The 23,904-nt window shown below is 70.4% G+C and carries 24 protein-coding genes; 14 read left to right on the top strand and 10 right to left on the bottom strand.

Annotated elements, in window-relative coordinates; translation table 11 throughout:
* The gene (locus LFM09_RS18495) at positions 1 to 2,973 is read left to right on the top strand and encodes a BTAD domain-containing putative transcriptional regulator (protein WP_414097710.1); all 2,973 of its coding nucleotides are present in this window, start codon (positions 1 to 3) and stop codon (positions 2,971 to 2,973) included.
* On the opposite strand, the gene LFM09_RS18500 is transcribed toward LFM09_RS18495, so the two are convergent.
* From LFM09_RS18500 to LFM09_RS18520, 5 genes are all read right to left on the bottom strand, one after another.
* Complete coding sequence (locus tag LFM09_RS18500; protein WP_414097711.1) at positions 2,970 to 4,172, bottom strand: diguanylate cyclase; 1,203 nt, start codon at positions 4,170 to 4,172, stop codon at positions 2,970 to 2,972. The two genes, LFM09_RS18495 and LFM09_RS18500, sit on opposite strands and share 4 nt — an antisense overlap.
* A 210-nt stretch (positions 4,173 to 4,382) precedes the next feature.
* A complete protein-coding gene (locus LFM09_RS18505) occupies positions 4,383 to 5,660 on the bottom strand; it encodes an MFS transporter (RefSeq protein ID WP_414097712.1) in 1,278 nt (425 codons plus the stop codon).
* A 3-nt stretch (positions 5,661 to 5,663) separates the two neighbouring features.
* On the bottom strand, positions 5,664 to 7,145 hold the full coding sequence (locus LFM09_RS18510) for a carboxylesterase/lipase family protein (protein ID WP_414097713.1): 1,482 nt from the start codon (positions 7,143 to 7,145) through the stop codon (positions 5,664 to 5,666).
* A 5-nt stretch (positions 7,146 to 7,150) separates the two neighbouring features.
* Positions 7,151 to 8,647 carry a carboxylesterase/lipase family protein gene (locus LFM09_RS18515; protein ID WP_414097714.1) on the bottom strand — a complete coding sequence of 499 codons (1,497 nt, stop codon included), beginning with the start codon at positions 8,645 to 8,647 and terminating at the stop codon, positions 7,151 to 7,153.
* A complete protein-coding gene (locus tag LFM09_RS18520; protein WP_414097715.1) occupies positions 8,644 to 10,140 on the bottom strand; it encodes a carboxylesterase/lipase family protein in 1,497 nt (498 codons plus the stop codon). The genes LFM09_RS18515 and LFM09_RS18520 overlap by 4 nt, the downstream gene beginning before the upstream one ends.
* Before the next feature lie 144 nt (positions 10,141 to 10,284).
* On the opposite strand from LFM09_RS18520, the gene LFM09_RS18525 reads away from it, so the two are divergent.
* From LFM09_RS18525 to LFM09_RS18540, 4 genes are read left to right on the top strand one after another with little or no spacing between them, the layout of a single operon-like run.
* On the top strand, positions 10,285 to 10,941 hold the full coding sequence (locus LFM09_RS18525; RefSeq protein WP_414097716.1) for an HAD family hydrolase: 657 nt from the start codon (positions 10,285 to 10,287) through the stop codon (positions 10,939 to 10,941).
* Positions 10,938 to 11,957, top strand: a complete 1,020-nt coding sequence (locus LFM09_RS18530) for a phosphotransferase family protein (protein WP_414097717.1) — start codon at positions 10,938 to 10,940, stop codon at positions 11,955 to 11,957. The genes LFM09_RS18525 and LFM09_RS18530 overlap by 4 nt, the downstream gene beginning before the upstream one ends.
* A gap of 3 nt (positions 11,958 to 11,960) precedes the next feature.
* Positions 11,961 to 13,166, top strand: a complete 1,206-nt coding sequence (locus tag LFM09_RS18535; protein ID WP_414097718.1) for an acyl-CoA dehydrogenase family protein — start codon at positions 11,961 to 11,963, stop codon at positions 13,164 to 13,166.
* Positions 13,167 to 13,226: 60 nt separating this feature from the next.
* Positions 13,227 to 13,733 (top strand): GNAT family N-acetyltransferase, encoded by a 507-nt coding sequence (locus LFM09_RS18540; RefSeq protein WP_414097719.1) that lies wholly within the window; start codon positions 13,227 to 13,229, stop codon positions 13,731 to 13,733.
* On the opposite strand, the gene LFM09_RS18545 is transcribed toward LFM09_RS18540, so the two are convergent.
* Entirely contained in the window at positions 13,713 to 14,087 is a 375-nt protein-coding gene (locus tag LFM09_RS18545; protein ID WP_414097720.1) for a VOC family protein, read from the bottom strand. The genes LFM09_RS18540 and LFM09_RS18545 overlap by 21 nt on opposite strands.
* Before the next feature lie 9 nt (positions 14,088 to 14,096).
* Positions 14,097 to 14,639 carry an HSP18 transcriptional regulator gene (locus tag LFM09_RS18550; RefSeq protein ID WP_414097721.1) on the bottom strand — a complete coding sequence of 181 codons (543 nt, stop codon included), beginning with the start codon at positions 14,637 to 14,639 and terminating at the stop codon, positions 14,097 to 14,099.
* Between the two features lie 97 nt (positions 14,640 to 14,736).
* Between LFM09_RS18550 and LFM09_RS18555 the strand changes: the two genes are divergently transcribed.
* From LFM09_RS18555 to LFM09_RS18565, 3 genes are read left to right on the top strand one after another with little or no spacing between them, the layout of a single operon-like run.
* Positions 14,737 to 15,168, top strand: a complete 432-nt coding sequence (locus tag LFM09_RS18555; protein ID WP_414097722.1) for an Hsp20/alpha crystallin family protein — start codon at positions 14,737 to 14,739, stop codon at positions 15,166 to 15,168.
* A 54-nt stretch (positions 15,169 to 15,222) separates the two neighbouring features.
* The gene (locus tag LFM09_RS18560) at positions 15,223 to 15,936 is read left to right on the top strand and encodes a poly-gamma-glutamate hydrolase family protein (protein WP_414097723.1); all 714 of its coding nucleotides are present in this window, start codon (positions 15,223 to 15,225) and stop codon (positions 15,934 to 15,936) included.
* Between the two features lie 22 nt (positions 15,937 to 15,958).
* The gene (locus tag LFM09_RS18565; RefSeq protein WP_414097724.1) at positions 15,959 to 16,741 is read left to right on the top strand and encodes a poly-gamma-glutamate hydrolase family protein; all 783 of its coding nucleotides are present in this window, start codon (positions 15,959 to 15,961) and stop codon (positions 16,739 to 16,741) included.
* Here the strand turns inward: LFM09_RS18565 and LFM09_RS18570 are convergent.
* Positions 16,738 to 17,586, bottom strand: coding sequence for a S66 peptidase family protein (locus tag LFM09_RS18570; protein ID WP_414097725.1), 849 nt, complete (start codon positions 17,584 to 17,586; stop codon positions 16,738 to 16,740). The two genes, LFM09_RS18565 and LFM09_RS18570, sit on opposite strands and share 4 nt — an antisense overlap.
* Complete coding sequence (locus LFM09_RS18575; RefSeq protein WP_414097726.1) at positions 17,583 to 19,475, bottom strand: prolyl oligopeptidase family serine peptidase; 1,893 nt, start codon at positions 19,473 to 19,475, stop codon at positions 17,583 to 17,585. Before LFM09_RS18575 ends, LFM09_RS18570 begins: the two co-directional genes overlap by 4 nt.
* Positions 19,476 to 19,553: 78 nt before the next feature.
* On the opposite strand from LFM09_RS18575, the gene LFM09_RS18580 reads away from it, so the two are divergent.
* From LFM09_RS18580 to LFM09_RS18590, 3 genes are read left to right on the top strand one after another with little or no spacing between them, the layout of a single operon-like run.
* Positions 19,554 to 20,120, top strand: coding sequence for a DUF3090 domain-containing protein (locus LFM09_RS18580; RefSeq protein ID WP_414097727.1), 567 nt, complete (start codon positions 19,554 to 19,556; stop codon positions 20,118 to 20,120).
* Position 20,121: 1 nt separating this feature from the next.
* On the top strand, positions 20,122 to 20,910 hold the full coding sequence (locus LFM09_RS18585; protein ID WP_414097728.1) for an SCO1664 family protein: 789 nt from the start codon (positions 20,122 to 20,124) through the stop codon (positions 20,908 to 20,910).
* A 52-nt stretch (positions 20,911 to 20,962) separates the two neighbouring features.
* The gene (locus LFM09_RS18590; protein WP_414097729.1) at positions 20,963 to 21,358 is read left to right on the top strand and encodes a nuclear transport factor 2 family protein; all 396 of its coding nucleotides are present in this window, start codon (positions 20,963 to 20,965) and stop codon (positions 21,356 to 21,358) included.
* Here LFM09_RS18590 and LFM09_RS18595 read toward each other — a convergent pair.
* Positions 21,355 to 21,762: a hypothetical protein gene (locus LFM09_RS18595; RefSeq protein ID WP_414097730.1), complete on the bottom strand. Its 408-nt coding sequence runs from the start codon at positions 21,760 to 21,762 to the stop codon at positions 21,355 to 21,357. The genes LFM09_RS18590 and LFM09_RS18595 overlap by 4 nt on opposite strands.
* 190 nt (positions 21,763 to 21,952) lie before the next feature.
* Here LFM09_RS18595 and LFM09_RS18600 point away from each other — a divergent pair, with 190 nt between their 5' ends.
* From LFM09_RS18600 to LFM09_RS18610, 3 genes are all read left to right on the top strand, one after another.
* A complete protein-coding gene (locus tag LFM09_RS18600) occupies positions 21,953 to 22,399 on the top strand; it encodes a hypothetical protein (protein WP_414097731.1) in 447 nt (148 codons plus the stop codon).
* Positions 22,400 to 22,404: 5 nt separating this feature from the next.
* The gene (locus LFM09_RS18605; RefSeq protein ID WP_414097732.1) at positions 22,405 to 23,118 is read left to right on the top strand and encodes an aminoglycoside phosphotransferase family protein; all 714 of its coding nucleotides are present in this window, start codon (positions 22,405 to 22,407) and stop codon (positions 23,116 to 23,118) included.
* 61 nt (positions 23,119 to 23,179) lie between these two features.
* Positions 23,180 to 23,893, top strand: a complete 714-nt coding sequence (locus LFM09_RS18610) for an aminoglycoside phosphotransferase family protein (protein ID WP_414097733.1) — start codon at positions 23,180 to 23,182, stop codon at positions 23,891 to 23,893.
* Positions 23,894 to 23,904: the final 11 nt, after the last annotated feature.

Below are 23,904 nucleotides of genomic sequence, written 5' to 3' on the forward strand. Positions count from 1 at the left end.
ATGGGCAGTGTCGCGTTCGGTGTGCTCGGCCCGCTGCAGGTGGAGCGGGACGGGCAGCCGGTGCAGCTCAACGCCCCCAAGCTGAGAGTGCTGCTGGCGGCGCTCCTGTTGCGGGCGAACAGCCCCGTGCCCGTGGTCACCCTCGCGGACTGGTTGTGGGGCGAGGATCCGTCACCGGCCGCGCACAAGAGCACCTCGATGTACGTGCTGCGGCTGCGGCGGATGCTGGGCGACGACGTGGTGATCGAGACCCGCCCGAACAGCTACCTGCTGCGCCTGCAACCGGATCAGCTGGACCTGTTGAAGTTCCAGAAGCTCGCCTCGGACGCGCGGGAAGGTGCCGCGGAGGACGAACGGCGGCTGCTCGCCGAGGCTCTCGCCTGCTGGCGTGGCCCGGCGCTGACCGATGTGCCGTCGGAGCCGTTGCAGCGCGACGAGGTGCCGCTGCTGGAAGAGGAACGCCTGCGTGTGCAGGAACGCTATTTCGAGGTCAGCCTCGAACTCGGCCGCCACCGCGACGTGCTCGGAGAACTCGTGCGACTGACCGAGCACCACCCGTGGCAGGAGTCGTTCTGGGCGTTGCTGCTGGTGGCGCTGGACGGCACGGGTCGCCGTGCCGAGGCGCTGGAGACCTACCGCAAGCTGCACCGGCGGTTCGTCGAGGAGCTCGGCGTCGAACCCGGCGCCCGCCTGCAACGCGCGCACCAGGCGATCCTCAACGACGGCACCGAACCCGTCCCGGCCACCAAGGCGCCGGTCGTGGTGTGGCAGGTGCCCGGCGACGTGCAGCGGTTCGTCGGCCGCACCGCGGTGATCGACGACCTGACCCGGATGGTCGGAGCGCACCGCAACGTCGTGATCTCCGGCCCTCCCGGGGTCGGCAAGACCACCCTCGCGATCCACGTCGCGCACCGGTGGGCCGAGCAGTTCCCGGACGGGCAGCTGTACGTGAACCTGCAGGGTTTCGCCGCGGATCCGCCGTTGTCGCCGGCTGCCGCGCTGAGCCGGTTCGTGCGCGCGTTGGGCCAGCCTCGTGACCACGTGCCGGACGACGTCGAGGAGCAGGCGGCGTTGCTGCGCAGCATGCTCACCGGCCGCCGGATGCTGCTGGTGCTGGACAACGCCGTGAACGCCGACCAGGTCCGGCCGCTGCTGCCCGGCCAGGGCGACTGCCGGGTGCTGATCACCAGCCGCACGGACCTGCGCGGCCTCGCGGTGACCCCCGGCGCCGGTCACCTCCCGCTCACCGTGCTGAGCGGCGCCGAGTCCCGCGCGGTGCTCACCGACATGGTGGGCACCACGCGTGCCGACGCCGAACCCGACGCGATCGGCGAGCTCGCGAACGCCTGCGCGCACCTGCCGCTGGCGTTGCGGATCGCGGGCGCGAACCTCGCCGCAGACCCGCACCGCGGTGTCGCCGCCTACACCCGCGAGCTCGCCCGCGGGCGGCTGAACGAGCTCGCGATCGACGGTGACGAACGCTCCGCCGTGCGTGCCGCGTTCGACCAGTCCTACCTGCGACTGTCCGAACAGGACCAGACTCTGTTCGGGCTTCTCGGCCTGGCACCAGGTCCGGACATCAGCACCGCCGCGGCCGCGGCCCTGGTCGGCGCCGCAGAGCGCGACACGAAACGCGCGCTGGAACGGATCACCGTCGCCAACCTGCTGCACCGCACCGAACCCGGCCGCTACGCCTTCCACGACCTCATCCGCGAATACGCCGCCTCACGCGCCGCCACCAACGACGACGCCGTCACCCGGCTGATCGACTTCTACGTCGCGCACGCAGACCCGAACGCCCTGTCGTGGCTCGACGAGGAACGCAACAACCTCCTGGCCGCCATGACCTGGGCCGCGACCCGGCCGGCCGCCCGGCACCACGCGTGGCGCCTGCTCAGCGTCCTGCACGGCTACCTGCGGGCCCGCGGTCACGCCCGCGAAGCCGTCGCCGCCTGCACCCAGGCCCTCGACGCGGCCACCGAGGCGGGCGACCACAAGGCCTGCATGGCACTGCTGGACCTGCTCGGGCACCTGCACCACAACCTCGGCGACTTCGACCAGGCCGTCGGCCACCACGAGCAGATGCTCGCCACCGCCCGCGACTTGCGCGATCTCGACGCCGAAGCCGAGGCGTTGCGCAACGTCGGCAGCCACCTCAAGCAACAGGGCCGCCCCCAGGACGCCCTGCGCCAGTACCGGATGTCGCTCACCGTGAGCCGCCAGGCGGGCAACACCGAGGCCGAGATCATGGCCTTGAACTTCATCGGCGTCGCCACCGCGTTCGCAGGAGAACCGGCCGACGCCGTCGAGTGGCACGAACAGTCCCGCGACCTCGCCGAGCTCTCCGGCAACCGCGAGGCCGCCCACCGCGCCCTCAACGGCCTGGGCATCGCCCACTGGGCCCTGGGCAACCTCGACGAGTCACTCGACATCCACCACCAGGTCCTGGCCTACTGCCGCGACGCGGGCCAGAAATTCGGTGAGCTGTCGTCGCTGGCGTGCCTGGCGGAGAGCCACCTCGACGCCGGCCGCCGCGAGCAGGCCCGGTCGTTCGCCGACGACGCCCTCACTCTCGCGCTGCGCATGGGGGACCGGCGTGTCGAAGCGAACCTGATCCGCATCATCGCCACCATCGAGCACGACCAAGCCACCTACGAGAAGGCCGTCGCGCTCGCCCAGGAGATCGGCTTCCGCTACGGCGAAGCCGCCGCGTTGATCGGCCTCGCCTCAGCCGTGCGCGGCACCGACCCGCGCGCCGCCCTGACCCGCAGCGAACGAGCCCTGGCCCTCATGCGCGAGCACGGCGCCCTGCTGCTGGAACCCGACGCGCTCACCGAGATGGCCCACGACCAGCTCGAACTCGGCGACAAGACCGCCGCCACGGCCACCGCGACCCACGCCGTGCAGCTCGCCGCGCACCGGCAACGCAGGCTCGTCGTCCAACGAGCCCGCCAGGTCCTTCAGCGGATCTAGAACACCCGAGCGGTCGCGACGCGGTCGCGGCCGTTGTTCTTCGCCGAGTAGAGCGCGTCGTCCGCGGCCAGCAGCAACGGGCTCAGCTCCGTCGCGGTGTCGGGGAACACCGCGGCGCCCACCGACGCCGTCAGACCGGACACGACCTGGTCCTCGCCCAGGCGGTCGACCACGACGATGTGCAGGCTCGCGATCTCGAACCGGATGCGTTCGGCGGTGGCTCGGACCTCGTCGGTGCTGACACCGGGCAGCAACACGGCGAACTCCTCACCACCGAATCTGCCCACGAGGTCGTAGGAGCGCACCGAGTGCTTCAACGCGTCCGCGACGGCCCGCAGCACGCGGTCGCCGGCGAGGTGGCCGTAGGTGTCGTTGATCTGCTTGAAGTGGTCGAGGTCCAGGATCAGCACGCCCACGGTGGACAGCAGGCGGCGGGCGCGTTCGATCTCGCGGCCCGCGACGTCGTGCCAGAACGTCGCGTCGACCAGCCCGGTCTTGGAGTCCGTGCGGGCAGCGACGCGGAACTGGGGGAGCAGCAGACCCATGTGCAGGGCCAGCACGGTCAGCAGCAGCATCGGCGCCAGCCACGGCCGGTTGCTCATCATGATCGCCAGCACCGACCCCAGCCCGATCGAGGCCAGGATGATGAGCTGGTCCGAGGCGTTGCCCAAAGCCGCCCGAGCGGGCTGGTCGCGGTTGGTCATGATGATCGCGCCGACCACCAGCGCGTAGTTCACCAGCCAGTACACCAGGCCCGCGCTGGCCAGTGCGATCAGCCCGATCGGGCCGTCAACGTCAAGAGGCCGGTTCGAGAAGAATCCCAGAACCAGTTGCGCCGCCGCACACGCGAGTACGACAGTGGCTGCGGAGAACACCTTGCGGAACAGGACCGCCCGCCGCTTGTAGACCCGAAGCCACGCGTGCAGGTAGCTGATCGTGATCAGCGCCACCAGCAGTGGCATCGGCAGTACGAGCACGCCCGCGAACAGCCACACCGACTGCATGTGGGCGTGTGGCGAGCCCTCGCGTGAGATTTCGCGGATCCGTTCAATCCCCTGCGCGGCTTCCAGGTGCAGCACCGCACCCCCGGCCAGCAGCACGAACAGAGGCCAGACGAAGGCCTCGGCAGGGGTACGCCATGCGGTGGCGAGCGTGACGAGGGACGCCGAAAAGTCCACCGTCACGACATAGGCCAGCACCACAGGAGGAAGCGACCATAACCTCCATCGGCGCGGGTCGAGCCAAGGCACGCTGCCACCCCCACACCACCGTCAGGAACAAACAACTGTAGCTACCGGGTAACGCAAAGTCGTGGCTCCATGTGGGGGACCTCACCGTGAGTAGTCCTCACAGAATGCACCCCCGGAAAGCCCTACCTCACTCCACGCAACGAACACCCATAGGAGCAGTCATGATCGTCCGTACCTCCTCCTCTCCGCGTCCGGTCCGTCCGAACGACTGGAAGCGTCCGAACGACTGGAAGCGTCCGAACGACTGGCGTTCGAGCGAGACCCGCTGACCCACCACACCACCGCCGCACCGCCGGCCGCGAGCACGCCCAGTGCTCCGGCGGCGGCGACGACCTGGTGCACCGCGACCTTCTCGGCTGCCAGACCGGCCAGCGCCACCCCCACCCCCTGGGACACGCGCAACGCCGTGACGGCCAGACCGAACGCCTGCCCGCGCGACGAATCCGGCACCGCCCGCACGAACGACGTGTTCGCGACCAGGTGATACGCACTGGCCGCGCCGGACAGCGCGAACAACCCCACACTGACGGCGAGACCCGGCCGCAGCGCGGCCGGGACAAGGACAGCGCACGCGGCGATCGCCAGCCACGGCATCACCCGCAGCTGAGCCGTCTCGCTCAACCGCGCCACCAGCAACATCCCCACGACCGTCCCCAGCGCGTAGGCGCCGAAGATGGCCCCGACGGCCGTCGGCCCCGCACCCAGCTGCGAGGCGTACGGCGCGGCCAACGCCTCGCCGACGATGTAGAACCCCGAGACGCACGCGAGCGCCACCAGCGCCCGCAACCGCCGATCACCCCACACCAGCCTGGCCCCGCCCACCAGGTCCGCCGGCCACGCCCGCACGTGCGGCCGCTCCGGTGCGGGCCGATCGAGCAGGAACACCGAGAGAAGGAACGCCGAGAGCCCGAACGTCACCCCGTCCGCGACCAGCACCAGCCCGGGCCCCCACCACGCCACCAGCGCGCCGCCGACGAGGAACCCCGCGACCTGGGCGGCCTGCGACACGGTGCCCAGCACCGCCTGACCCATCGGATACCGCTCGTCGGGCAGGATCTGCGGCAACAGTGCCGCCCGCGCCGCCCCGTGCGGTGCCCCGGCGAACTGCACCAGCACCAGCAGTGCCGCCAGCGCCCACAGGGGCAGCAGCGGCACCGCCATGAACAACAACAGGGCCGCCCGCACGAGGTCGGTGGCCACCATCACTTCTTTACGGGCGAAACGGTCGGCGAGCCCTGAGAGCAGGGGCCCGCCGACCAGGTCCGGTAGAAACGTCAACGCATAGGTCAGCGCGGTCAGGCCCGCGCTGGCGGTGCGGTCGTAGACGTGCACCGTCAGCGCGACCCGCGACAACTGGTCCCCGGCCACCGACACCACGTGCGCCACGAACAGGGCGCGGAACTCACCGTCGCGGGCGAGCTCGCGGTAGCCGGGCATGAGTCACAGAATGGACGACCAGAACCCGCACCGGTGATCCCGGACGAAATCAGTTCCCCCGATTGCTCCGGGTGCCAGCGACTGCACCGCCGAACGCCACCCCGGATCCCCGGTCCGCGCGAACCGGCCCCACGCGGCGATCATGTAGTCCGACACCTTCCGCTGCTCCGGCGACAACGTGACGCCGGGGAACTCGAACAGCATCAGCAGCTCCGAGCCGTGGTAGGCGCCGTAGTCAGGGAACGGCGGTAGCGGGAAGATCAGCGGCACGTCCTCATCGGCGAACTCGAACCCCGACACCCGTGCGTACCGGCCCAGCTCCTTGCGCGCCACGTGCGAGGGGCACGAGAACGACTTGTCCGTCAGCACGCGCGCGACCTCGTCCCGCGCGTCGTCGTTGCCGTTGACCGGGTACCGCGCGGCGACCGTGTCCGCGAGTCCCTCCCCGAACAGCCCCGCCAGCACCTGCCGGTACCCCGCCTCCGGGATCGGCTGCGGGAAGATCAGCGGCGCGAACAACGTGACCTCGTCGTGCGTCGTGCCCACCAGCGTCGGCACGTGATGCATCCGGCCCGTCCGCTGCGCCACGACCGGATCGATCGGCATGACCGCCGTGTCGTACGCCGGGAATCCGAACTGCTCGTGCACCGTCAGCAGCTTCGCCACCGGCTGCGCGCGCAGGCACGCGACGTCGGCACAGCCCAGCGCGCCCGAGCCGAGGTCCTCCACCTCCGAACGCGACCGCCACAGCGTCCTGAACCTGCCCGGCTCCGTCAGCGACGCCGCGGTCAGCCCGCACGGACCCGACTGGCTGATCGCCTTGTGGAACAGCCCCGCCGCCCGCGGCGACGCCAGCAGCGCGCAGACGCTCAGCCCGCCCGCGGACTCACCGAAGATCGTCACGTTCTGCGTGTCACCGCCGAACGCCCTCGCGTTGCGCTGCACCCACTCGAGTGCCGCCTGCTGGTCGGCGAGCCCGAACGCCCCCGACCCCGGCAGCCCGGGGTGACCGAAGAACCCGAACACCCCCAGCCGGTAGTTCACGGTCACCACGACGACGTCGTTCTTCGTCGCCAGCCACCGCGCGTCGTACATCGCGGCCGAGCCACCGGTGAACGCCCCGCCGTGGATCCACACCATCACCGGCCGCGGCTTCACCGACCGCCGAGCCGGCGTCGTGACGTTCAGACGGAGGCAGTCCTCAGTCTCCGAACCCGGCTGTCCGAGCTGCGAGTTCTGCGCACAGACCGGGCTCGGCCTCGTCGCGTCCCGCACGCCCTGCCACCTCGCGGCCGGCTGCGGGTCACGCCACCGGTTCTCACCCACCGGCGGCGCCGCGAACGGGATGTTGCCGAACGTCCGATAAGTGCTGGTCACCGTGCCCGCGACCAGTCCTTTGTCCGTCCGCACCACGGCGCCGTTCGAAGCCGACGCCGGGACGGCGACCGCGAACGCCATCACCGCGGCGACGGCAGCGGTCAGCATCTTCCTCACGATTGCCCCCAAAACGCGCAGTTGTGGTCCTTCACGAACTCCGTCGGCCTGATGTCACCGGCGGCCAGTGACTGCACCTCAGCCCTCCATCCGGGATCACCCGTGCGCGCGAACCGGCCCCACGCGGCGATCATGTAGTCGGACAGCTCCCGCTGCCGCGGTGAGAGCTGCTCGCCCATGTCGAACAGCAACGGCAGCTCCGAGGCGTGATAGGCCCGGTAGCCGCCGGGGAACTCGGGCATGTCGGGGAAGATCAACGGCACGTTCGGATCCGCGAACTCGTAGCCCGACACCCTCGTGACGCGGCCCAGCTGCTGACGCGTGTCGTGCGACGCGCACGCCCACGACCCGTCCGTCAGGATCCTGGCGAGCTCGTCACGCGCGTCCCCGTTGCCGTTCACCGGATAGCGAGCCACGATCCGGTCCGCGTCGCTCTCCCCGTACATCCCCGCGACCGCGACCCGGTACGCGGCCTCCGGGACCGGCGCCCGCTGCAACAGGCCGATGAACAACGTCGCCTCGTCGTGCGTCGACCCGACCAGCGTCGGCACCCGGTGCATCAGCCCGGTCCGCTGCGCCACCACCGGGTCGATCGGCAACACCCTCGTGCCGAACGCCGGGGACACGAACACCCCGTGCACCGGCAACAGCTTCGCCACCGGCAACGCCCGCAAGCACGTGATGTCCGCACACCCCAGCGGCTGTTGTGCACCCAGCTGCTCCACCTCGGCCCGCGGCTTCCAAGCCTTCACGGAAGTCCCCGGCGGCTGGGACGGGGACGTGATCGCGCAGGGCCCGGACTGGATGATCGCCTTGTGGAACAGCCCCGCCGCACCCGGTGATGCCAGCTGAGCACACACACTCAATCCACCGGCCGACTCGCCGAAGATCGTCACATTCCGGGCGTCACCGCCGAACGCACGCGCGTTGCGCTGCACCCACTTCAGTGCCGCCTGCTGGTCGGCGATGCCGAACGCACCCGATCCGGGAAGCCCGGGATAGCCGAAGAACCCGAAAACACCGAGCCGGTAGTTGATGGTCACGACCACGGCGTCGTTCTTCGTCGCGAGCCACCGCGCGTCGTACATGTACGCGGCACCACCGGCGAACCCGCCGCCGTGGATCCACACCATCACCGGCCGAGGCTTCTTCGCGTTCCCGGCCGGTGTCGTGACGTTCAAGTACAGGCAGTCCTCGGTCTCCGACGCCGGCTCGCCCAGCAGCCCGTCCTGCGCACACATCGGGCTCGGCTTCGTCGCGTCCCGCACGCCCTGCCACCTCGCGGCCGGCTGCGGATCGCGCCACCGGTTCCCACCCACCGGCGCAGCGGCGAACGGGATGTTCCCGAACGTCCGATAAGTGCTGGTCACCGTGCCGGACACGGCACCCTTGTCGGTCATGACGATCCGGCCGTCACCCTCGGCCTGAGCCGGGGCCTCCGAGATCGTGAACGCGAGCGCGGCGGCAATGGCCGCCGTCAATGCTTTCCTCACTGCTGCCCCCAAAATCCGCACTGGTGATCGGTCACGAAGTCGGTCGGCCCGACGGCTCCGGGTGCCAGCGACTGCACGTCCGCCCGCCACCCCGGATGACCCGTGCGCGCGAACCGGCCCCACGCCGTGACCATGTGGTCCGACAACTCCCTTTGACCCGGCGAGAGCTGCACGCCCATGTCGAACAGCAACGGCAGCTCCGAGGCGTGATAGGCCCGGTAGCCACCGGGGAACGGCGGCAGGCCGGGGAAGATCGCGGGCGCGTTCGGGTCGGCGAACTCGTAGCCCGACACCGGCATCCGGCGCCCCAGGTAGCGGCGCGTGTCCTGGATCGGGCACGCCCACGAGTGATCCGTCAGCGCCGCCGCGACCTCGTCGCGGATGTCGCCGTTGCCGTTGAGCGGGTAGCGGGCGACGACCTGATCAGCGATCTCCTCGCCGAACAGGCCCGCCACGCTGACCCGGTACTGCGCGTCGGGCACCGGCACGGGCTGGTTCAGCCCCACCATCAGGTTCGCCTCGTCGTGCGTCGACCCCACCAGCGTCGGCACCCGGTGAACCCGGCCGGTCTTCTGCGCCACCGCCGGGTCGACCGGCAGCACCCGCGAGTCGTACGCCGGGAACGCGAAGGTGTTGTGCACGGTCAGCAACTTCGCGACCGGCAACCCGCGCAGGCACGCGATGTCCGCACACCCCAGCTGCTGTGCCGCGCCCACCTTCTCCACCTCGGCCTGAGGCCGCCAGAACGTCACGAACTCGCCCGGCGCGTCAGGGATCGTGAGCGCACATGCCCCCGACTGGATGACCGCCTTGTGGAACAGCCCCGCCGCACCCGGTGATGCCAGCTGAGCACACACACTCAGCCCACCCGCGGACTCACCGAAGATCGTCACATTCCGGGCGTCACCGCCGAACGCACGCGCGTTGCGCTGCACCCACCTCAACGCGGCCTGCTGGTCCGCGATGCCGAACGTGCCCGACCCCGGCAAGCCGGGATAGCCGAAGTTGCCGAACACCCCGAGCCGGTAGTTGATCGTCACCACGACGACGTCGTTCTTCACCGCCAGCCACTTCGCGTCGAACACGTTCGCCGCACCGGTGGTGAACCCGCCGCCGTGGATCCACACCATCACCGGCCGCGGCTTGCGCGAGTTCTCAGCCGGTGTGGTGACGTTCAGATGCAGGCAGTCCTCGGTCTCCGACGCCGGCTGGCCCAGCAGCTCCGTCTGCGCACACGCCGGGCTCGGCTTCGTCGCGTCCCGCACGCCCTGCCATCGCGTGACCGGCTGCGGATCGCGCCACCGGTTCGCGCCGACCGGTGCGGCGGCGAACGGGATGTTGCCGAACGTGCGATACGTGCTGGTCACTGTGCCTTCGACCGCACCTTTGTCGGTCTGGACGACCCGTCCGTCACCCCGTGCCTGAGCCCCTGGGACCTGGATGAGGGCGAGCGCCATCGCGGCGACCGCGGCCGCCGTCAGAATCCTCGACATCAGTTGTTGAACCCCCTTCGGACTCGAACGTATCGAGGTCCGCAAAGGGATAAAACCGCTGAAGGGGAACATGTTCCATCATCCGAAGGTGGATGTGGCGATCACCTGTTGCCGACATACCGACCGGTCGGTACCCTCCTGTCCGTGGGTGACACGACACTTCCGGAGCAGCCTCTCGTCGACGCGCTCGTTTTCGACTGGGGCGGGGTCATGACGGTCTCCGTGCCCGAGTTCGTCGGCGCGTGGCTGCGCGCCGAGGCCATCGACCGCGAGGTCTACGGTCGGATCATGCGCGAGTGGCTCAGCCGCGACGCGGTCCCGGACAACCCCGTCTTCCGCCTGGAGACAGGTGAGCTGACGGTGCCCGAGTTCGAACGGCTGCTCGCCGCCGAGCTCATCACGACGACGGGCGCGAAGATCGACGAGAACGGGCTGCTCAAGCGCATGTTCGGCGGTGCGGCGCCCGACCCGGCGATGGTCGAGCTCGTCCGCAAGGCCCGCGCCGCCGGCCTGCACACCGCGCTGCTGTCCAACAGCTGGGGCGAGGGCTACCCGAAAGACCTGCTCATCGAGCTGTTCGACACCGTCGTGATCAGCGGCCGCATCGGCCTGCGCAAGCCCGACGAGCGCATCTACCGCCACACCATCGACCAGATCGGCCTGCCCGCCGAGAGGTCCGTGTTCTTCGACGACGCACCCGTCAACGTCGAAGCCGCCCAAGCCGTCGGCATGCACGCGTTCCGCCACACCACCGCCGACGACACCCGCGCCAACCTCGCCACCCTCGGAGTGACCCTGTGACCGACGACCCAGTGACCGATCTTCCCGGCCTCGACCTCGGGGCACTGGCCACGCACCTCGGCACAGGCCCGCTGACCGGTGAGCTGTTCCCCGGTGGCCGCTCCAACCTGACCTACCGCGTCACCGACGGCACCCAGCGGTGGGTCCTGCGCCGCCCGCCACTCGGCCACGTCCTCGCGACCGCGCACGACATGGCCCGCGAGTTCCGCGTCATCTCCGCGCTGGAGGGCACGAACGTGCCCGTCCCGCACGCACACCAGCTCGTCGAGGACACCTCCGTCATCGGCGCGCCGTTCTACCTCATGTCGGAGATGTCCGGCGTGGCGCTGCGCGAACGCAAGCAGTGCCCGTGGCTCAACTCCGAGAAGGCGACCGTGCTGTCGCGCAAGCTCGTCGACGTGCTCGCCGACCTGCACTCCGTCGACCCCGACTCGGTCGGTCTCGGCGACTTCGGGCGGCCGGAGGGGTTCCTCGCGCGACAGGTCAAGCGATGGGGCAAGCAGCTCGACGCCTCCCGCAGCCGCGACCTGCCCGGCATCGACGAACTGCGCGACAAGCTCGCCTCCACCGTCCCGGACTCCTCGCGCGTCGCGATCATCCACGGCGACTACCGCCTCGACAACGCGCTGGTCACCGAGTCGCCGCTGCGGATCAGCGCGGTGCTGGACTGGGAGATGGCCACCCTCGGCGACCCGCTCGCCGACCTCGGCCTGCTCTACGTCTACTGGCAGGGCCTCGCCGTCGAGAACGACCCCATCACCGGCAGCGTCCCGTCGATGCCCGGGTTCCTCTCCGCCGACGAGCTCGTCGCCCGCTACACCACCCGCACCGGCATCGACACCTCCGGCCTCGGCTGGTACATCGCCTTCGGCTACTTCAAGCTCGCCGTCATCGTCGAAGGCATCCACTACCGCTTCGCCAGCGGCAAGACCGTCGGCGCCGGCTTCGAAGAGCTCGGCGCGTTCACCGTCCCCCTCGTGCGGCTGGGTCTCGCCGCCGCCGACAAGGAGCTCTGAGTCATGGACTTCGCCTACGACGCCAAGACCGAGGAACTGCGCACGAAGCTGCTCGCCTTCATGGACTCCTACGTCTACCCGGCCGAAGCCGTGCTGGAACAGCAGCTGCACGACGCCGCCGACCCGTGGGAACGCCAGCCGATCCTGGAAGAGCTGAAGGCCGAGGCCCGCAAGCAGGGCCTGTGGAACCTCTTCCACCCCGAGCACAGCGACGGCCTCACGAACCTGCAGTACGCGCCGCTGGCCGAGATCACCGGCCGCAGCCCCCACCTCGCCCCGGAGGCGTTGAACTGCGCCGCGCCGGACACGGGCAACATGGAGGTGCTGACGATGTTCGGCACCGACGAGCAGAAGAAGCAGTGGCTGCAGCCGTTGCTCGACGGCGAGATCCGCTCCGCCTTTTGCATGACCGAACCCGACGTCGCCTCCTCCGACGCCACCAACATCGCCACCCGCATCGAACGCGACGGTGACGACTACGTCATCAACGGCCGCAAGTGGTGGTCCTCCGGCGCGATGAACCCCAACTGCGCCATCTTCATCGTCATGGGCAAGACCGACCCGTCCGCCGACCGGCACCGCCAGCAGTCGCAGATCCTCGTCCCGCGCGACACCCCCGGCATCACCGTCAAGCGCGCCATGACCGTCTTCGGCTACCAGGACTACGCCCACGGCGGCCACGCCGAGATCGTCTTCGAGAACGTCCGCGTCCCGGCCTCGAACCTCATCTCCGGTGAGGGAGAGGGCTTCGCCATCGCGCAGGCGCGTCTCGGCCCCGGCCGCATCCACCACTGCATGCGCCTGATCGGCATCGCCGAACGCGCCCTCGAACTGCTGTGCCGTCGCGCGTCGTCGCGCGTGGCGTTCGGCAAGCCCATCGCCACCCAGGGCGTCGTGCACGAGTGGATCGCCGAGGCCCGCGTCCGCATCGAACAGGCCCGCCTGCTGGTGCTGAAGACCGCGTGGCTGATGGACACAGTCGGCAACAAGGGCGCCCACACCGAGATCCAGGCCATCAAGATCGGCACCCCGCTGATGACCGAATGGGTCCTCGACAAGGCCATCCAGGCCCACGGCGGCGCGGGCGTCAGCCAGGACACCCCGCTCGCCGAGCTCTGGGCCGCCACCCGCACCCTGCGCATCGCCGACGGCCCCGACGAGGTCCACCGCATGTCGCTGGCCAAGCGGGAGCTCAAGAAGTACCTGTAGGTCCCGAGTTGCCGGCCCCGCAGGCACCGGATGCCTGCGGGGCCGTGTACCTGTAGGTCCATGGACGTGGTGAGGGGCGGGCCGGCCGACGTGCCCGCGATCATGCGGATGCTCGACGACGCCCAGGACTGGCTCGCCGCACGCGGCCGCACCGGCCAGTGGGGCACCGACCACTGGTCCGGTGTCCCGGCCGCGGTCGACCGGTTCACCTCACTCGCCACGTCCGGCACCGTCTGGCTCGCGATGATCGACGGCGCCGCCGCGGGCGTGATCATCACCTCGACCACGTCACCCGACTACGTGCCACCAGCGCCCGAACCCGAGCACTACGTCTCGTTGCTGGTCGCCGCACGGGCCTTCACCGGTGCGGGCGTCGGAGCCACGCTGCTGGCCCACGCCCGCGCCGAAGCCCGCGCCGCCGGAGTCGGGCTGCTGCGCGTCGACTGCTACGACGGCGACGACCACCGGCTCGTCGCCTACTACGAGAAGCAGGGCTTCACCCCGGTCGCGACCTTCTCCGCCAAGAACGGAACCTGGCCCGGCCGGCTACTCGCGCTCCGGGTCTAGCCACAGGCAGAACGGATGACCGTGCGGGTCGAACAACACCCGCACGTGCGCCTGCGGCTGCTCGTTCGCCAGGACCGCGCCACACGCCACGGCGTGCGCGACCGCCGCGTCGAGATCGCCGTCGTCGACCTCGATGTCCAGGTGCTGCGACGCCGTCTGCTCACCCGCCACACTCGGCCACACCGGCCGGCGGAAGTGCCTCTCGCGCTCGAACCCCACCGACAACCCGCCCGGTGCCCGCACCAGCGCCCAGTCGTCCTCCGCCAGCGCCACGGTCGTGCCCAGCAGCCGGGCGTAGAACTCGGCGAGCTCGCGTGGCCGTTCAGTACCCACGGAGACCGAGGTGAGCCGCATACCTCGACGCTAGTCAGAGCGCCGGTGCCGCGCATCCGTGCGCAACTGGTCCGTCCGCGCCCCGATCTCCGCGATCTGCTCCGCCAGCCCCGGATGACCCGCCCGCAACCCCGGCCCGGCGTCAGCCAGCGGCCCCAGCAGACCCGCCGCGTCCTCACCGCCGAGTGCCTGCTGCACCGCCGCGGCGTGCGGCCCGACCTGCGCGGCCAGCATCCGCAGCACACCCGCGTTCTCCCGCGCCCACGCCGCCACCGCCTTGTCACCCGCCCGCCGATCCCGCTCCGCCTGCACCCGCTGATCACCCGTCCCGGACTCACCGGTGCGACGAACCCGCAGATAACGGCGTTCCGCGGCCTGCCTGCTCGCCACACCCAGCACCGGCGCCAGATCCGCCCAGCTCGTGCCCAGCGCACGGGCGGCCTCGATCAGCTGCGGTTCGAAGCCCGCCAGCTCGTCTCGCAGGTCCCGCAGCAGCATCAGCGCCGCGAGCACCTGGTTCGCGTCGCCGGGAGAGGCCGCGGTCGCGCGCACAGTTTCGTAGTCACTCGTCATGTCATCCTTCCGATGACGCCGGGACTTGTCATCGTTTCGACGACATGTTAGAACAGAGGGGCAGCGCATTGACAGACCAAGAACGAGGAGGAGTCCGATGTTGATGCGTACCGACCCGTTCCGTGAGCTCGACCGGCTGACCCAGCAGGTCTTCGGAACTCCGGGCACGTGGTCGCGGCCCACGGCGATGCCGATGGACGCCTACCGCGACGGTGACCAGTTCGTCGTCTGCTTCGACCTGCCGGGCGTCGCACCCGACGCGATCGAGCTCGACGTCGAACGCAACGTGCTCACCGTCAAGGCCGAGCGCCGGCCGATCGGCAAGGACGTCGAGATGCAGGTGTCGGAACGGCCGCTGGGCGCGTTCTCGCGGCAGCTGTTCCTCGGCGACACGCTCGACACCGACCGGATCGACGCCAAGTACGACGCGGGCGTGCTGACGCTGCGGATTCCCATCGCGGAACGCGCGAAGCCCCGCAAGATCGCGATCACCTCGGGCGACGAGACGCCCAAGCAGATCGACGCCTGATTCACCCGGCGGGCGGCGGCCGACCGGGTGACGCCGGGTAGGCTTCCGCCCGCCATGAGACCCCAGCCTCAGTGGACGGCGTTAGACGTCTACGCGTCCAACACCGACCTCTACGCCGATCCCCGACTGGTGGAACGGGTGGACTACCGGCGTCGCTTCAAGCGGCACCGGCCCCGCACACCCTCGGTCGTCCTCGCCCCGCACGGCGGCGGCATCGAGATCGGCACCTCGGAACTCTGCCTCGCGATCGCGGGCTTCCACCCGTCGACCCGCGTGCCGATCGGCCAGACGCACGACTACTGGATGTTCGAGGGCCTGCGGTCGGTCGCCAACGACGAACTGCACGTCACCTCGTCCAACTGCGACGACCGCATGGCCCGCGACCTCGTGTCCGGCGCCCACCACGCCCTCGGCCTGCACGGCTGCACCGCCGCCGCCGCGGGCCTGGAAGACCACGACCGCGCTGTGCTCGTCGGCGGCCGCGACGCCCTGCTGCGCCTGGAGCTGCTGACCAGGCTGCGCCGCGCCGGGTTCCACACCATCGACGCCGTCGACCACCCGATACTGGGCGGCTACGACCGCTCCAACATCGCGAACCGGACCAAGACCCGGCAGGGCGGCCAGCTCGAGCTCACCACACCGCTGCGCAACGCGATGTTCGCCGAGAACTCCCGCTCCGACCGCCGCCACACCACCACCGAGGTGTTCTGGGACTTCGTCCACGCCTGCCGCGCGGCGATGGCGGCACGCGAGGCCATGAACAACTGAACGTCCCCTAACCTGCCGGGTCATGGGGACTTCCAGACGTGTGTTTCTCGGGCTGATCGCCGCGACTCCGCTGCTCACCCGCGCGACGACAACGGCCCAGGCGGCCGGCTACGCCACCTACAGCGACCTCTACCGCGACCCGGCGCTGCGCGAAGGCGTCGACTGGGGACGGCGGATGCTGCGGCACACCGCGTTCGGGCGCACCGCGGTGTTCGCCCCGCACGGCGGCGGCATCGAACCCGGCACCTCCGAACTGTGCCTGGCGATCGCCGGCTACCACCCGGCCACCCTGCAGCCTTCGGGTCAGACCCACGATCACTGGATGTTCGAAGGACTGCGCTCCTCGGGCAACACCGAGCTGCACGTCACCTCCACCGGCTGCGACGACCACTACGCCCGCTCACTGGCCGCGGGCGCGCTCAACGCCGTCGCGCTGCACGGCTGCTCGGTCACCGAGGCCGAACGCAACTGGCGGCCGCTGCCCGACCCGGCCTGCGCGCTCGTCGGCGGCGCCAACACCGACCTGCGCACACGGGTGATCAACGCGCTCACCGGCGCGGGCATCGCCGCGGTCGACGCCTCCACCCACCCGACGCTCGACGGCGGCGCCCCCGGCAACATCGTCAACCGCACCCTGCTCGGCGCCGGCGTCCAGGTCGAGACCACGACACCGCTGCGTGCCGGCATGTTCACCACCAACACCGCGGCCCAGCGCAAGAACACGACCACCCAGCTGTTCTGGGACTTCACCACCGCGATGCGCGCCGCCGTCGCCGGGCTCGAAGCGACCCAGCCGATCCTCTAGACCAGCCGCAACGACCCCGTGGAGGCGTCCAGCGACGCCTCCACCCCCAAAGGCAGCGACCACGAGCCCGCGCAGTGCCCGAACCCGAAGTCACCCAGCACCGGCACCCCGAGCCCACCGAGCCGATCCAGAAGTACCGACGACACATCGCCGCAGCCGGTCCACGACCCCAGCACGATCCCCGACACCGGCTCGAACCACCCCGCGCGCAGCAGCTGCGTCAGGATCCGGTCCAACCGGTACGGCTCCTCGCCGACGTCCTCCAGCAACGCGATCGCGCCGTCGACCGGCGGCGCCCACCGCGGCCCGCCGACCGAAGCCGCGAGCAACGCCGCGTTCCCACCCGTGAGCACCCCACGCGCGGTCCCCGGCACCACAGCCGTTCCGGCCGCCCACGACGACACGCCGTCGAACAACAACGCCCGCAACCGCGACTGCGCGAGAGGGTCGTCGACGAAGTCCGAGGTGCCCGGCATCGGCCCGAACACCGTCGCCTGACCCACGAGGTTCAGCTCGGCGTGCAGCACCGTCACGTCGGACGAGCCCACGAAAACCCGAGGTGGCAGGTCCTTCCACGGCACCAGGTCCGTCATCCGCAGACACCCGTAGCCGCCGCGCACGCAGAACACCGCCGCCACGTCCGAGCACCAAGCCGACACGAACTCCGCGGCCCGCGCCTCGTCGGACCCGGCCAGATACGACAGCGACCACGGCTCCACCACAGGTGTGGTGACCTCCAGACCCCACGACCGCAGCACCTCGGCACCCGCCGCGACCCTCGAAGGCAGGGCCGGGCCGGCCGGTGACACCAGCGCGACCCGATCCCCAGGCGACAGCAAACTCACTCGGAGAGTTCCAGCACGGGCACGCCTGGCGGCACGAACCCGAACGCCTGGCCGTAGAACGACAGCTCCGCCTCCAGCGCCGTCTTGATGTTCTCCGCCTTGCGGAACCCGTGCTGCTCACCCTCGAACGTCAGATAGGCGTGCGGAATCCCCGACCCCGCGAGATCCGCGGCGAACCGGTCGGCCTGCTCCGGCGGGCAGATCTCGTCCTCCAGGCCCTGCAACAGCAGCACCGGACCCGACACCGACCGGGCCTTCGACGACGGCGACCGGTCGCGGTAGCGGTCCTCGGCCTCGGGCAGCGTGCCGACCAGGCCCTCGACGTAGCGGGACTCGAAGTCGTGTGTCTCGCCGCCCTCCGACGTCCAGCCCTTCAGGTCCAGGATCGGGAACGCCACCATGCCGCACCGGTAGACGTTCGTGGAGGTCAGCGACGCCGCCGACGTCCAGCCACCCGCCGAACCACCCCGGATGCCCAGCCGCGCGGGATCCGCGGTGCCCTCCTTCGCCAGCTGCTGCGCCACGAACGCGCAGTCCTCCACGTCCACGACACCCCACTGCTCGCGCAGCCGTTCCCGGAACGCCCGGCCGTACCCCGTCGAGCCGCCGTAGTTCACCGCCACCACGCCGATGCCGCGGCTGGTCAGGTACGCGATGTCGGAGTCCAGCTTCGGCATCGCCCGCCCCGTCGGCCCGCCGTGCACGTGCACGACGTACGGCGGCAGCTCACCCTCCGGCGCGGCGAAGTCCGGGTTCGACGGCGCGTACACGTACGCCGGGATCTCCCCGAACATCCGCTCGACCGGCACCGGCAGGTACGCCGCCTCTGGGGAAGACACCGTCTCCTCGCCGGTCAGGTAGGTCAGCTCACCGTTGGACAGGTCCAGCCGGACGACCTCGAACTCCGACGTCGGCCCGGCCGCGCCGCACACCACCACGCCCTCGCGCACCGACAGCTCCGCCGCCCACAGCGGCAGATCGGTCTCCACATCGGTCACCGTCGCCGAACGCTCGTCCAGCACAGCCAGATGACCCGACCGCACGACCAGGTAGCGGCCCGGCGCCAGGGTGGCGAACCAGCGGTTGCCCAGCCGCCACATCGGCCCGCCCAGCTCCTGCGCGCACGGCGCGAGGTTCTTGCGGGTGCCGTCCAGCTCGACGCGGAACAGGTTCCACCAGCCGTCCGGATCGGTCAGCGCGAGCAGCGAGGAGCCCTCCCACTCGAACTGGCACACCGCCTCGGTCTCCGAACCGGACACCACGCGGTGCTCGGTCGACCCGACGTCGGCGACGCACAGCTCGGTGCCGTCCCACGGCATCTGCGGGTGGTTCCAGCCCAGCCACGCGAACTTCGTGCCGTCCGGGCTGATCTTCGGGCCGGTCATGAAGTGGTGCGAGGAACCCAGCACCCGCACCTCGCCCTCAGCGGTGATCGCCACGAGATCACGCCGCACGTCGGTGCGGTGATCACCGGTGATCGTCTCCCGCACGCACCACACCTCGCCGTCCGGACCGGCGGACAGGTCGGCGTAGCGCAGGCCGTGGTGACGCTCCGGTTCCGGCGTCAGAGCGACAGGTGCGGGGGAGTCCGGGTCGAACACGTACACGCGCTGGTCGTCCCAGTTCGTGAACGCCACCCGGTCATCGGCCAGCACCACGAACGGCCGGCCGCCGTACTCGTGCACCCGGTTGCGGGCGTTCCACGGCGCGGGCAGCACGTCCGCGCCGTCGCGCACCAGCGCCACTCTGCCGCCCTCGGCAGGGCGGCTCTCCGCCCACCACACCTGCTCACCGTGCAGGTCGGCCCACTGGAACCCACCACCCGGCTTGGAGGTGTCGCCGGCTGTGATCGGCGAGGTCCAGGTCCCGTACGAAGCGATCTTCACCACAGCCCGACCCTATACGCGGAGTGTTTGGTGGGGGAGGACCTGCCGACGATCTCCGCGTGGCCTAAGTTGGTAAGTGCCATGGCTCGCGTCATTCACGTATTCCGCGCACCCGACCGGTTCATCGCAGGAACCGTCGGGCAGCCCGGCGACCGCACCTTCTACCTGCAGGCCTCCGAGCAGAGCAGGTTGATCAGCGTCGCGCTCGAGAAGCAGCAGGTACAGGTCCTCGCCGAACGCATCGGCTCGCTGCTCGAGGAGGTGCACCGCCGCTTCGGCACGGACGTGCCCGACGATCCGCCGCCGGACGACCTCGACACCGAACCCCTCGACGTGCCCGTCGAGGAGGAGTTCCGCGTCGGCACCATGGGCCTCGGCTGGGACGCCGAGTCCAAGGCCGTCGTGATCGAGCTCCTGGCGATCTCCGAGGAGGAGGTCGACGAGGCCGTCGTGCTCGACGACACCGAGGAAGGCCCCGACGCCGTGCGGGTGTTCCTGTCCCCGTCCGCCGCCCGCGCCTTCGCCGAGCGCGCGGACCGCGTCGTCAACGCCGGCCGCAAACCGTGCCCGCTGTGCGCCGAGCCGCTCGACCCGGACGGCCACATCTGCCCGCGGCAGAACGGCTACCGCCGCACCGAAGAAGACTGACGTGGACACCTCCGCGGCCCTGGACCTGCTGACCCGCGGCCGCATCGAGGTCGAGGGCCGGCTCGTCGACGCCTCCAACGCGACCTTGTTCTGCAAGATCGAGCTGGACGGCGTCGAGGCCCAGTGCGTCTACAAACCCGTCCGCGGCGAACGCCCCCTGTGGGACTTCCCCGACGGCACGCTCGCGGGCCGCGAGGTGGCCACCTACCTGATCTCCGCCGGCGCCGGGCTGGACCTGGTGCCGCCGACGGTGCTGCGGCCCGGCCCGTTCGGCAGCGGCATGGTCCAGCTGTGGATCGAGACCCGCGAAGAGGACGAGCTCGTCGACATCGTCGGCGTCGACGACGTCAAACCGGGCTGGATCCCCGTCTTCCACGCCCACGACCGCTTCGGCGACCCGGCGGTGCTCGTGCACGCCGACCACCCGCGCATCGCGCTGATGTCCGCGTTCGACGTCGTCGTGAACAACGCGGACCGCAAAGGCGGACACGTCCTGCACGCGCTCGACGGCGGGGTGTACGGCGTCGACCACGGCATCTGCCTGCACACCGAACCCAAGCTGCGCACCGTGCTGTGGGGCTGGGCCCGCGAACCGCTGACCGAGCAGGTGCTGGACGCGTTGCGCCGCCTCAGATCCTCGCTCGACGGTGAGCTGGGGGAGTCGCTGCACGACCACCTCACCCGCGCCGAGGTCCGCGCGGTGGCCGAACGCACCGACAAACTGCTCGCGGCGGGGGTGTTCCCGGAACCTTCCGGGGACTGGCCCGCCATCCCGTGGCCCGCGTTCTGACGTCCGGTCCGCACCTGGCCCGTGCCGCCGCCACACCGCTAGCGTCGGCCGCGTGAGCGACATCGAAGCCATCAGAGCCCTGACCCACCGTTACGCGCTGCTGCTCGACACCGCCACCTCCGACGGCATCGAGCAGGTGTTCAGCTCCGACGCCGTGTTCGACGCCTCCGCGATCGACCTGCCGGTGCTCACCGGACGTGAGGCCATCCGCGGGTTCTGGCACGCGGTCTTCGACCTCACCACCCACACCGCGCACACGGCCACGAACCACATCATCGACACCGAGGCCGGCACGGGCACGCACTACCTGCGCGCCGAGATGCTCTACAAGGACGGCAGCACCACGCTGATCACGGTGCTCAACACCGACACCTACCAGTGCACCGACGACGGCTGGCGCATCACGCACCGCCTCGTGAAACCGCTGCTGCCCCTCGTGCGGGGTTAACGGCCGCGCATCGCCGCCAGCAGCGACACCAGGCTCGGGATCGGCTGCGGGCTGCGCCGCGGCGGCACCACCCACACCACCGGACCCTCCGGCGCCTGGCTCGGCGGCAGCATCACCTCGACCAACGGCCACGGCGCCGCCGCCAGCCCCCGCGGCACCGCCAGGAACACGATGGACTCCGGCCGGTGCGGCAACCGCACCGCCGGGTACGACAGCCGGTGGCCGGACAGGTGCTCGGCGAGGGTGATCGCCTCGTCGCACGGCACCGCCAGCCCGATCACGTGCGAGGCCTGCGAGAACAACAACCGGGTGCCCGAGACCTCGGTCGTCCAGCCGTAGTCGATCGCGTACTGCAGCGACGCGCGCGCCAGCCGCAGGTCGAACCGTTCCATGGTCGTGGTCATGAGGTTTCCTCGAAGAGGGGGTTAATGCAGCACAACACGCCATCGAACGCCCCACGGTTCAACGCGTCTCAACAGGCCTATTCCGCACCCATTGTTATAAGCCAAATGAGATGCTATGAGATTGACGCGCCGATCATTAGGGCCCTATCTTCGTCAGGGCGTTCTGACCTGCGGAAACATTGAATTGTGAATGCGGGAAACGGTTGACATGGCGTATTTCGAACGGATCGTCGTGGTCGGCGCGGCCGATCTCGGCGCACGCGCTGCCGCCTGCCTGGCACGAAGATTCGGGCCGGTTCACCTGATCGGACCAGGAGCCGCCGCCCTGGCCGAGATCGGCGTCCGGCGCTACCCGAAAGCCACCGTCCGCGACTTCGACCTCGACACCCCGGCCGTGATCGTCGACAACGACGGCGGCCGCCTGCAACGGCTCGTGTGCGACCGGCTCGTGGTCGTCGGCTGGCCCGTGCCGCTGCTGCCGGTCAACCGGTGGGTGATCGACGGCAAGGTCGCCGTGGCGGGCGACGGCGCCGACCTGCGCCTGCTCTCCACCTGCTTCGACGTCAACGCTCTGTGGCGCCCCGCCCTGGCCGATTACCAATTCCGGCGCCAAGAGGGAGCCGACTCGCTAGCGTGAGCTGGGTGATCGATGCAGTGATCGACGACGCCGCCAGAGCCAGACTCGTCAGACGCTTCGGCGACGACGTCACGGGGTGGATCGACACACTGCCCGACCTGATCGCCACGCTCACGGCCCGCTGGGGCCTCACCCTCGTGAAGCTCATGCCCGGCGGCAGCGGCGCCACCTTCTTGTGCACCAATGCCGTGCTGAAGGTGACCCCGGACCCCGACATCGCCTCTCTCGAAGCCCGCGCCCTCACCGCGTGGGCCGACACACCCGCGATGGTCAACCTCCTCGACGCGGACCTCGCTCGCGGCGCCGTCCTGCTGGAACGCATCGACCCCGGCACGCCGGCCGACGACCCCGCGCTCGTCGTCCCGCACCTGCACACCGCGAACCCGGCCGGCTTCCCGCCGCTCAAAGCCCGCATCGACCTCCTCTTCGAGACGGTGCTGACGCGGCGCACCGGCACCTACTACGCCACCGAGCACCACCGTGCCCGCAAGCTGGCCGACGACAACGTCGAACAGGTACTGCTGCACGGCGACATGCACGTCGGCAACGTCCTGCAGGGGCCGGACGGCCCGGTCGCCATCGACCCGCGTGCGTGTGTGGGCGATCCGGCGGTCGACTGGATGGACTTCGTGCACGACGGCTACGACCTGCACGGCGCCGACGTCGACCTGGACCGCGTCCACGAGTGGCTCAACGCCTTCAAGCCCTTCTACGGCTAGAAGTGGACCGATCGCCCGCGAACAGGGGACGGACCCGACGAGCACCGCTAGCGTCGGGTGGATGCTCGACGAGGACGACCGGTCTTGGCTGATCAAGCGCTTCGGCGACGGCGTCACCGCCTGGATCGACGCGCTGCCCGACCTGGTCGGCACGCTCACCGCCCGCTGGGGCCTCACGGTCGTGAAGCTCATGCCCGGCGGCAGCGGCGCGGTGTTCCTGTGCGAGCCCGGCGCGGTGCTGAAGCTGACCCCGGACCACGACCTCGCCGAACGTGAGGCGAAAGCCCTCACCGCCTGGGCTGCCACGCCCGCGATGGTCGGCCTGCTCGCCACAGACCTCGATCGCGGCGCGTTGCTGCTCGAAGCGATCACCCCCGGCACACCGGCACCCGACCCCGCGCGGGTCGTCCCGGCGCTGCACACCGCCGACCCGACCGGCTTCCGGCCGCTGACCGACCACGTCGACTTCCTGTTCGGCACCGTGATCGCCCAGCTCACCGGCAAACACCACCCCGCCGAACACCAGCGCGCCCGCGACCTCGCCGCCGACGACGTCAGACCGGTGCTGCTGCACGGCGACATGCACCCCGGCAACGTCCTGCAGGGCCCGCACGGCCCGATCGCCATCGACCCGCAGCCGTGCGCGGGCGATCCGGCGTTCGACTGGATGGACCTCGTGCACGACGGCCACGACCTGTACCGCGCCGACGTCGACCTGGACCGGGTGCAGGACTGGATCACCGCCTTCAAACCCCTGTACGACTTCTGGGGCTAGGGTTTCCAGCC

It is taken from the genome of Lentzea alba, from assembly GCF_047445655.1.
Lineage (GTDB): Bacteria > Actinomycetota > Actinomycetes > Mycobacteriales > Pseudonocardiaceae > Lentzea > Lentzea alba_A.

Coding starts and splice junctions, on each gene's coding strand:
- LFM09_RS18535 (WP_414097718.1), top strand. CDS start 11,961: ATGGACTTCGCCTACGACGCCAAGACCGAGGAACTGCGCACGAAGCTG.
- LFM09_RS18600 (WP_414097731.1), top strand. CDS start 21,953: ATGCGGGAAACGGTTGACATGGCGTATTTCGAACGGATCGTCGTGGTC.
- LFM09_RS18520 (WP_414097715.1), bottom strand. CDS start 10,140: ATGTCGAGGATTCTGACGGCGGCCGCGGTCGCCGCGATGGCGCTCGCC.
- LFM09_RS18610 (WP_414097733.1), top strand. CDS start 23,180: ATGCTCGACGAGGACGACCGGTCTTGGCTGATCAAGCGCTTCGGCGAC.
- LFM09_RS18510 (WP_414097713.1), bottom strand. CDS start 7,145: ATGCTGACCGCTGCCGTCGCCGCGGTGATGGCGTTCGCGGTCGCCGTC.
- LFM09_RS18560 (WP_414097723.1), top strand. CDS start 15,223: ATGAGACCCCAGCCTCAGTGGACGGCGTTAGACGTCTACGCGTCCAAC.
- LFM09_RS18555 (WP_414097722.1), top strand. CDS start 14,737: ATGTTGATGCGTACCGACCCGTTCCGTGAGCTCGACCGGCTGACCCAG.
- LFM09_RS18565 (WP_414097724.1), top strand. CDS start 15,959: ATGGGGACTTCCAGACGTGTGTTTCTCGGGCTGATCGCCGCGACTCCG.
- LFM09_RS18550 (WP_414097721.1), bottom strand. CDS start 14,639: ATGACGAGTGACTACGAAACTGTGCGCGCGACCGCGGCCTCTCCCGGC.
- LFM09_RS18495 (WP_414097710.1), top strand. CDS start 1: ATGGGCAGTGTCGCGTTCGGTGTGCTCGGCCCGCTGCAGGTGGAGCGG.
- LFM09_RS18580 (WP_414097727.1), top strand. CDS start 19,554: ATGGCTCGCGTCATTCACGTATTCCGCGCACCCGACCGGTTCATCGCA.
- LFM09_RS18540 (WP_414097719.1), top strand. CDS start 13,227: ATGGACGTGGTGAGGGGCGGGCCGGCCGACGTGCCCGCGATCATGCGG.
- LFM09_RS18505 (WP_414097712.1), bottom strand. CDS start 5,660: ATGCCCGGCTACCGCGAGCTCGCCCGCGACGGTGAGTTCCGCGCCCTG.
- LFM09_RS18545 (WP_414097720.1), bottom strand. CDS start 14,087: ATGCGGCTCACCTCGGTCTCCGTGGGTACTGAACGGCCACGCGAGCTC.
- LFM09_RS18595 (WP_414097730.1), bottom strand. CDS start 21,762: ATGACCACGACCATGGAACGGTTCGACCTGCGGCTGGCGCGCGCGTCG.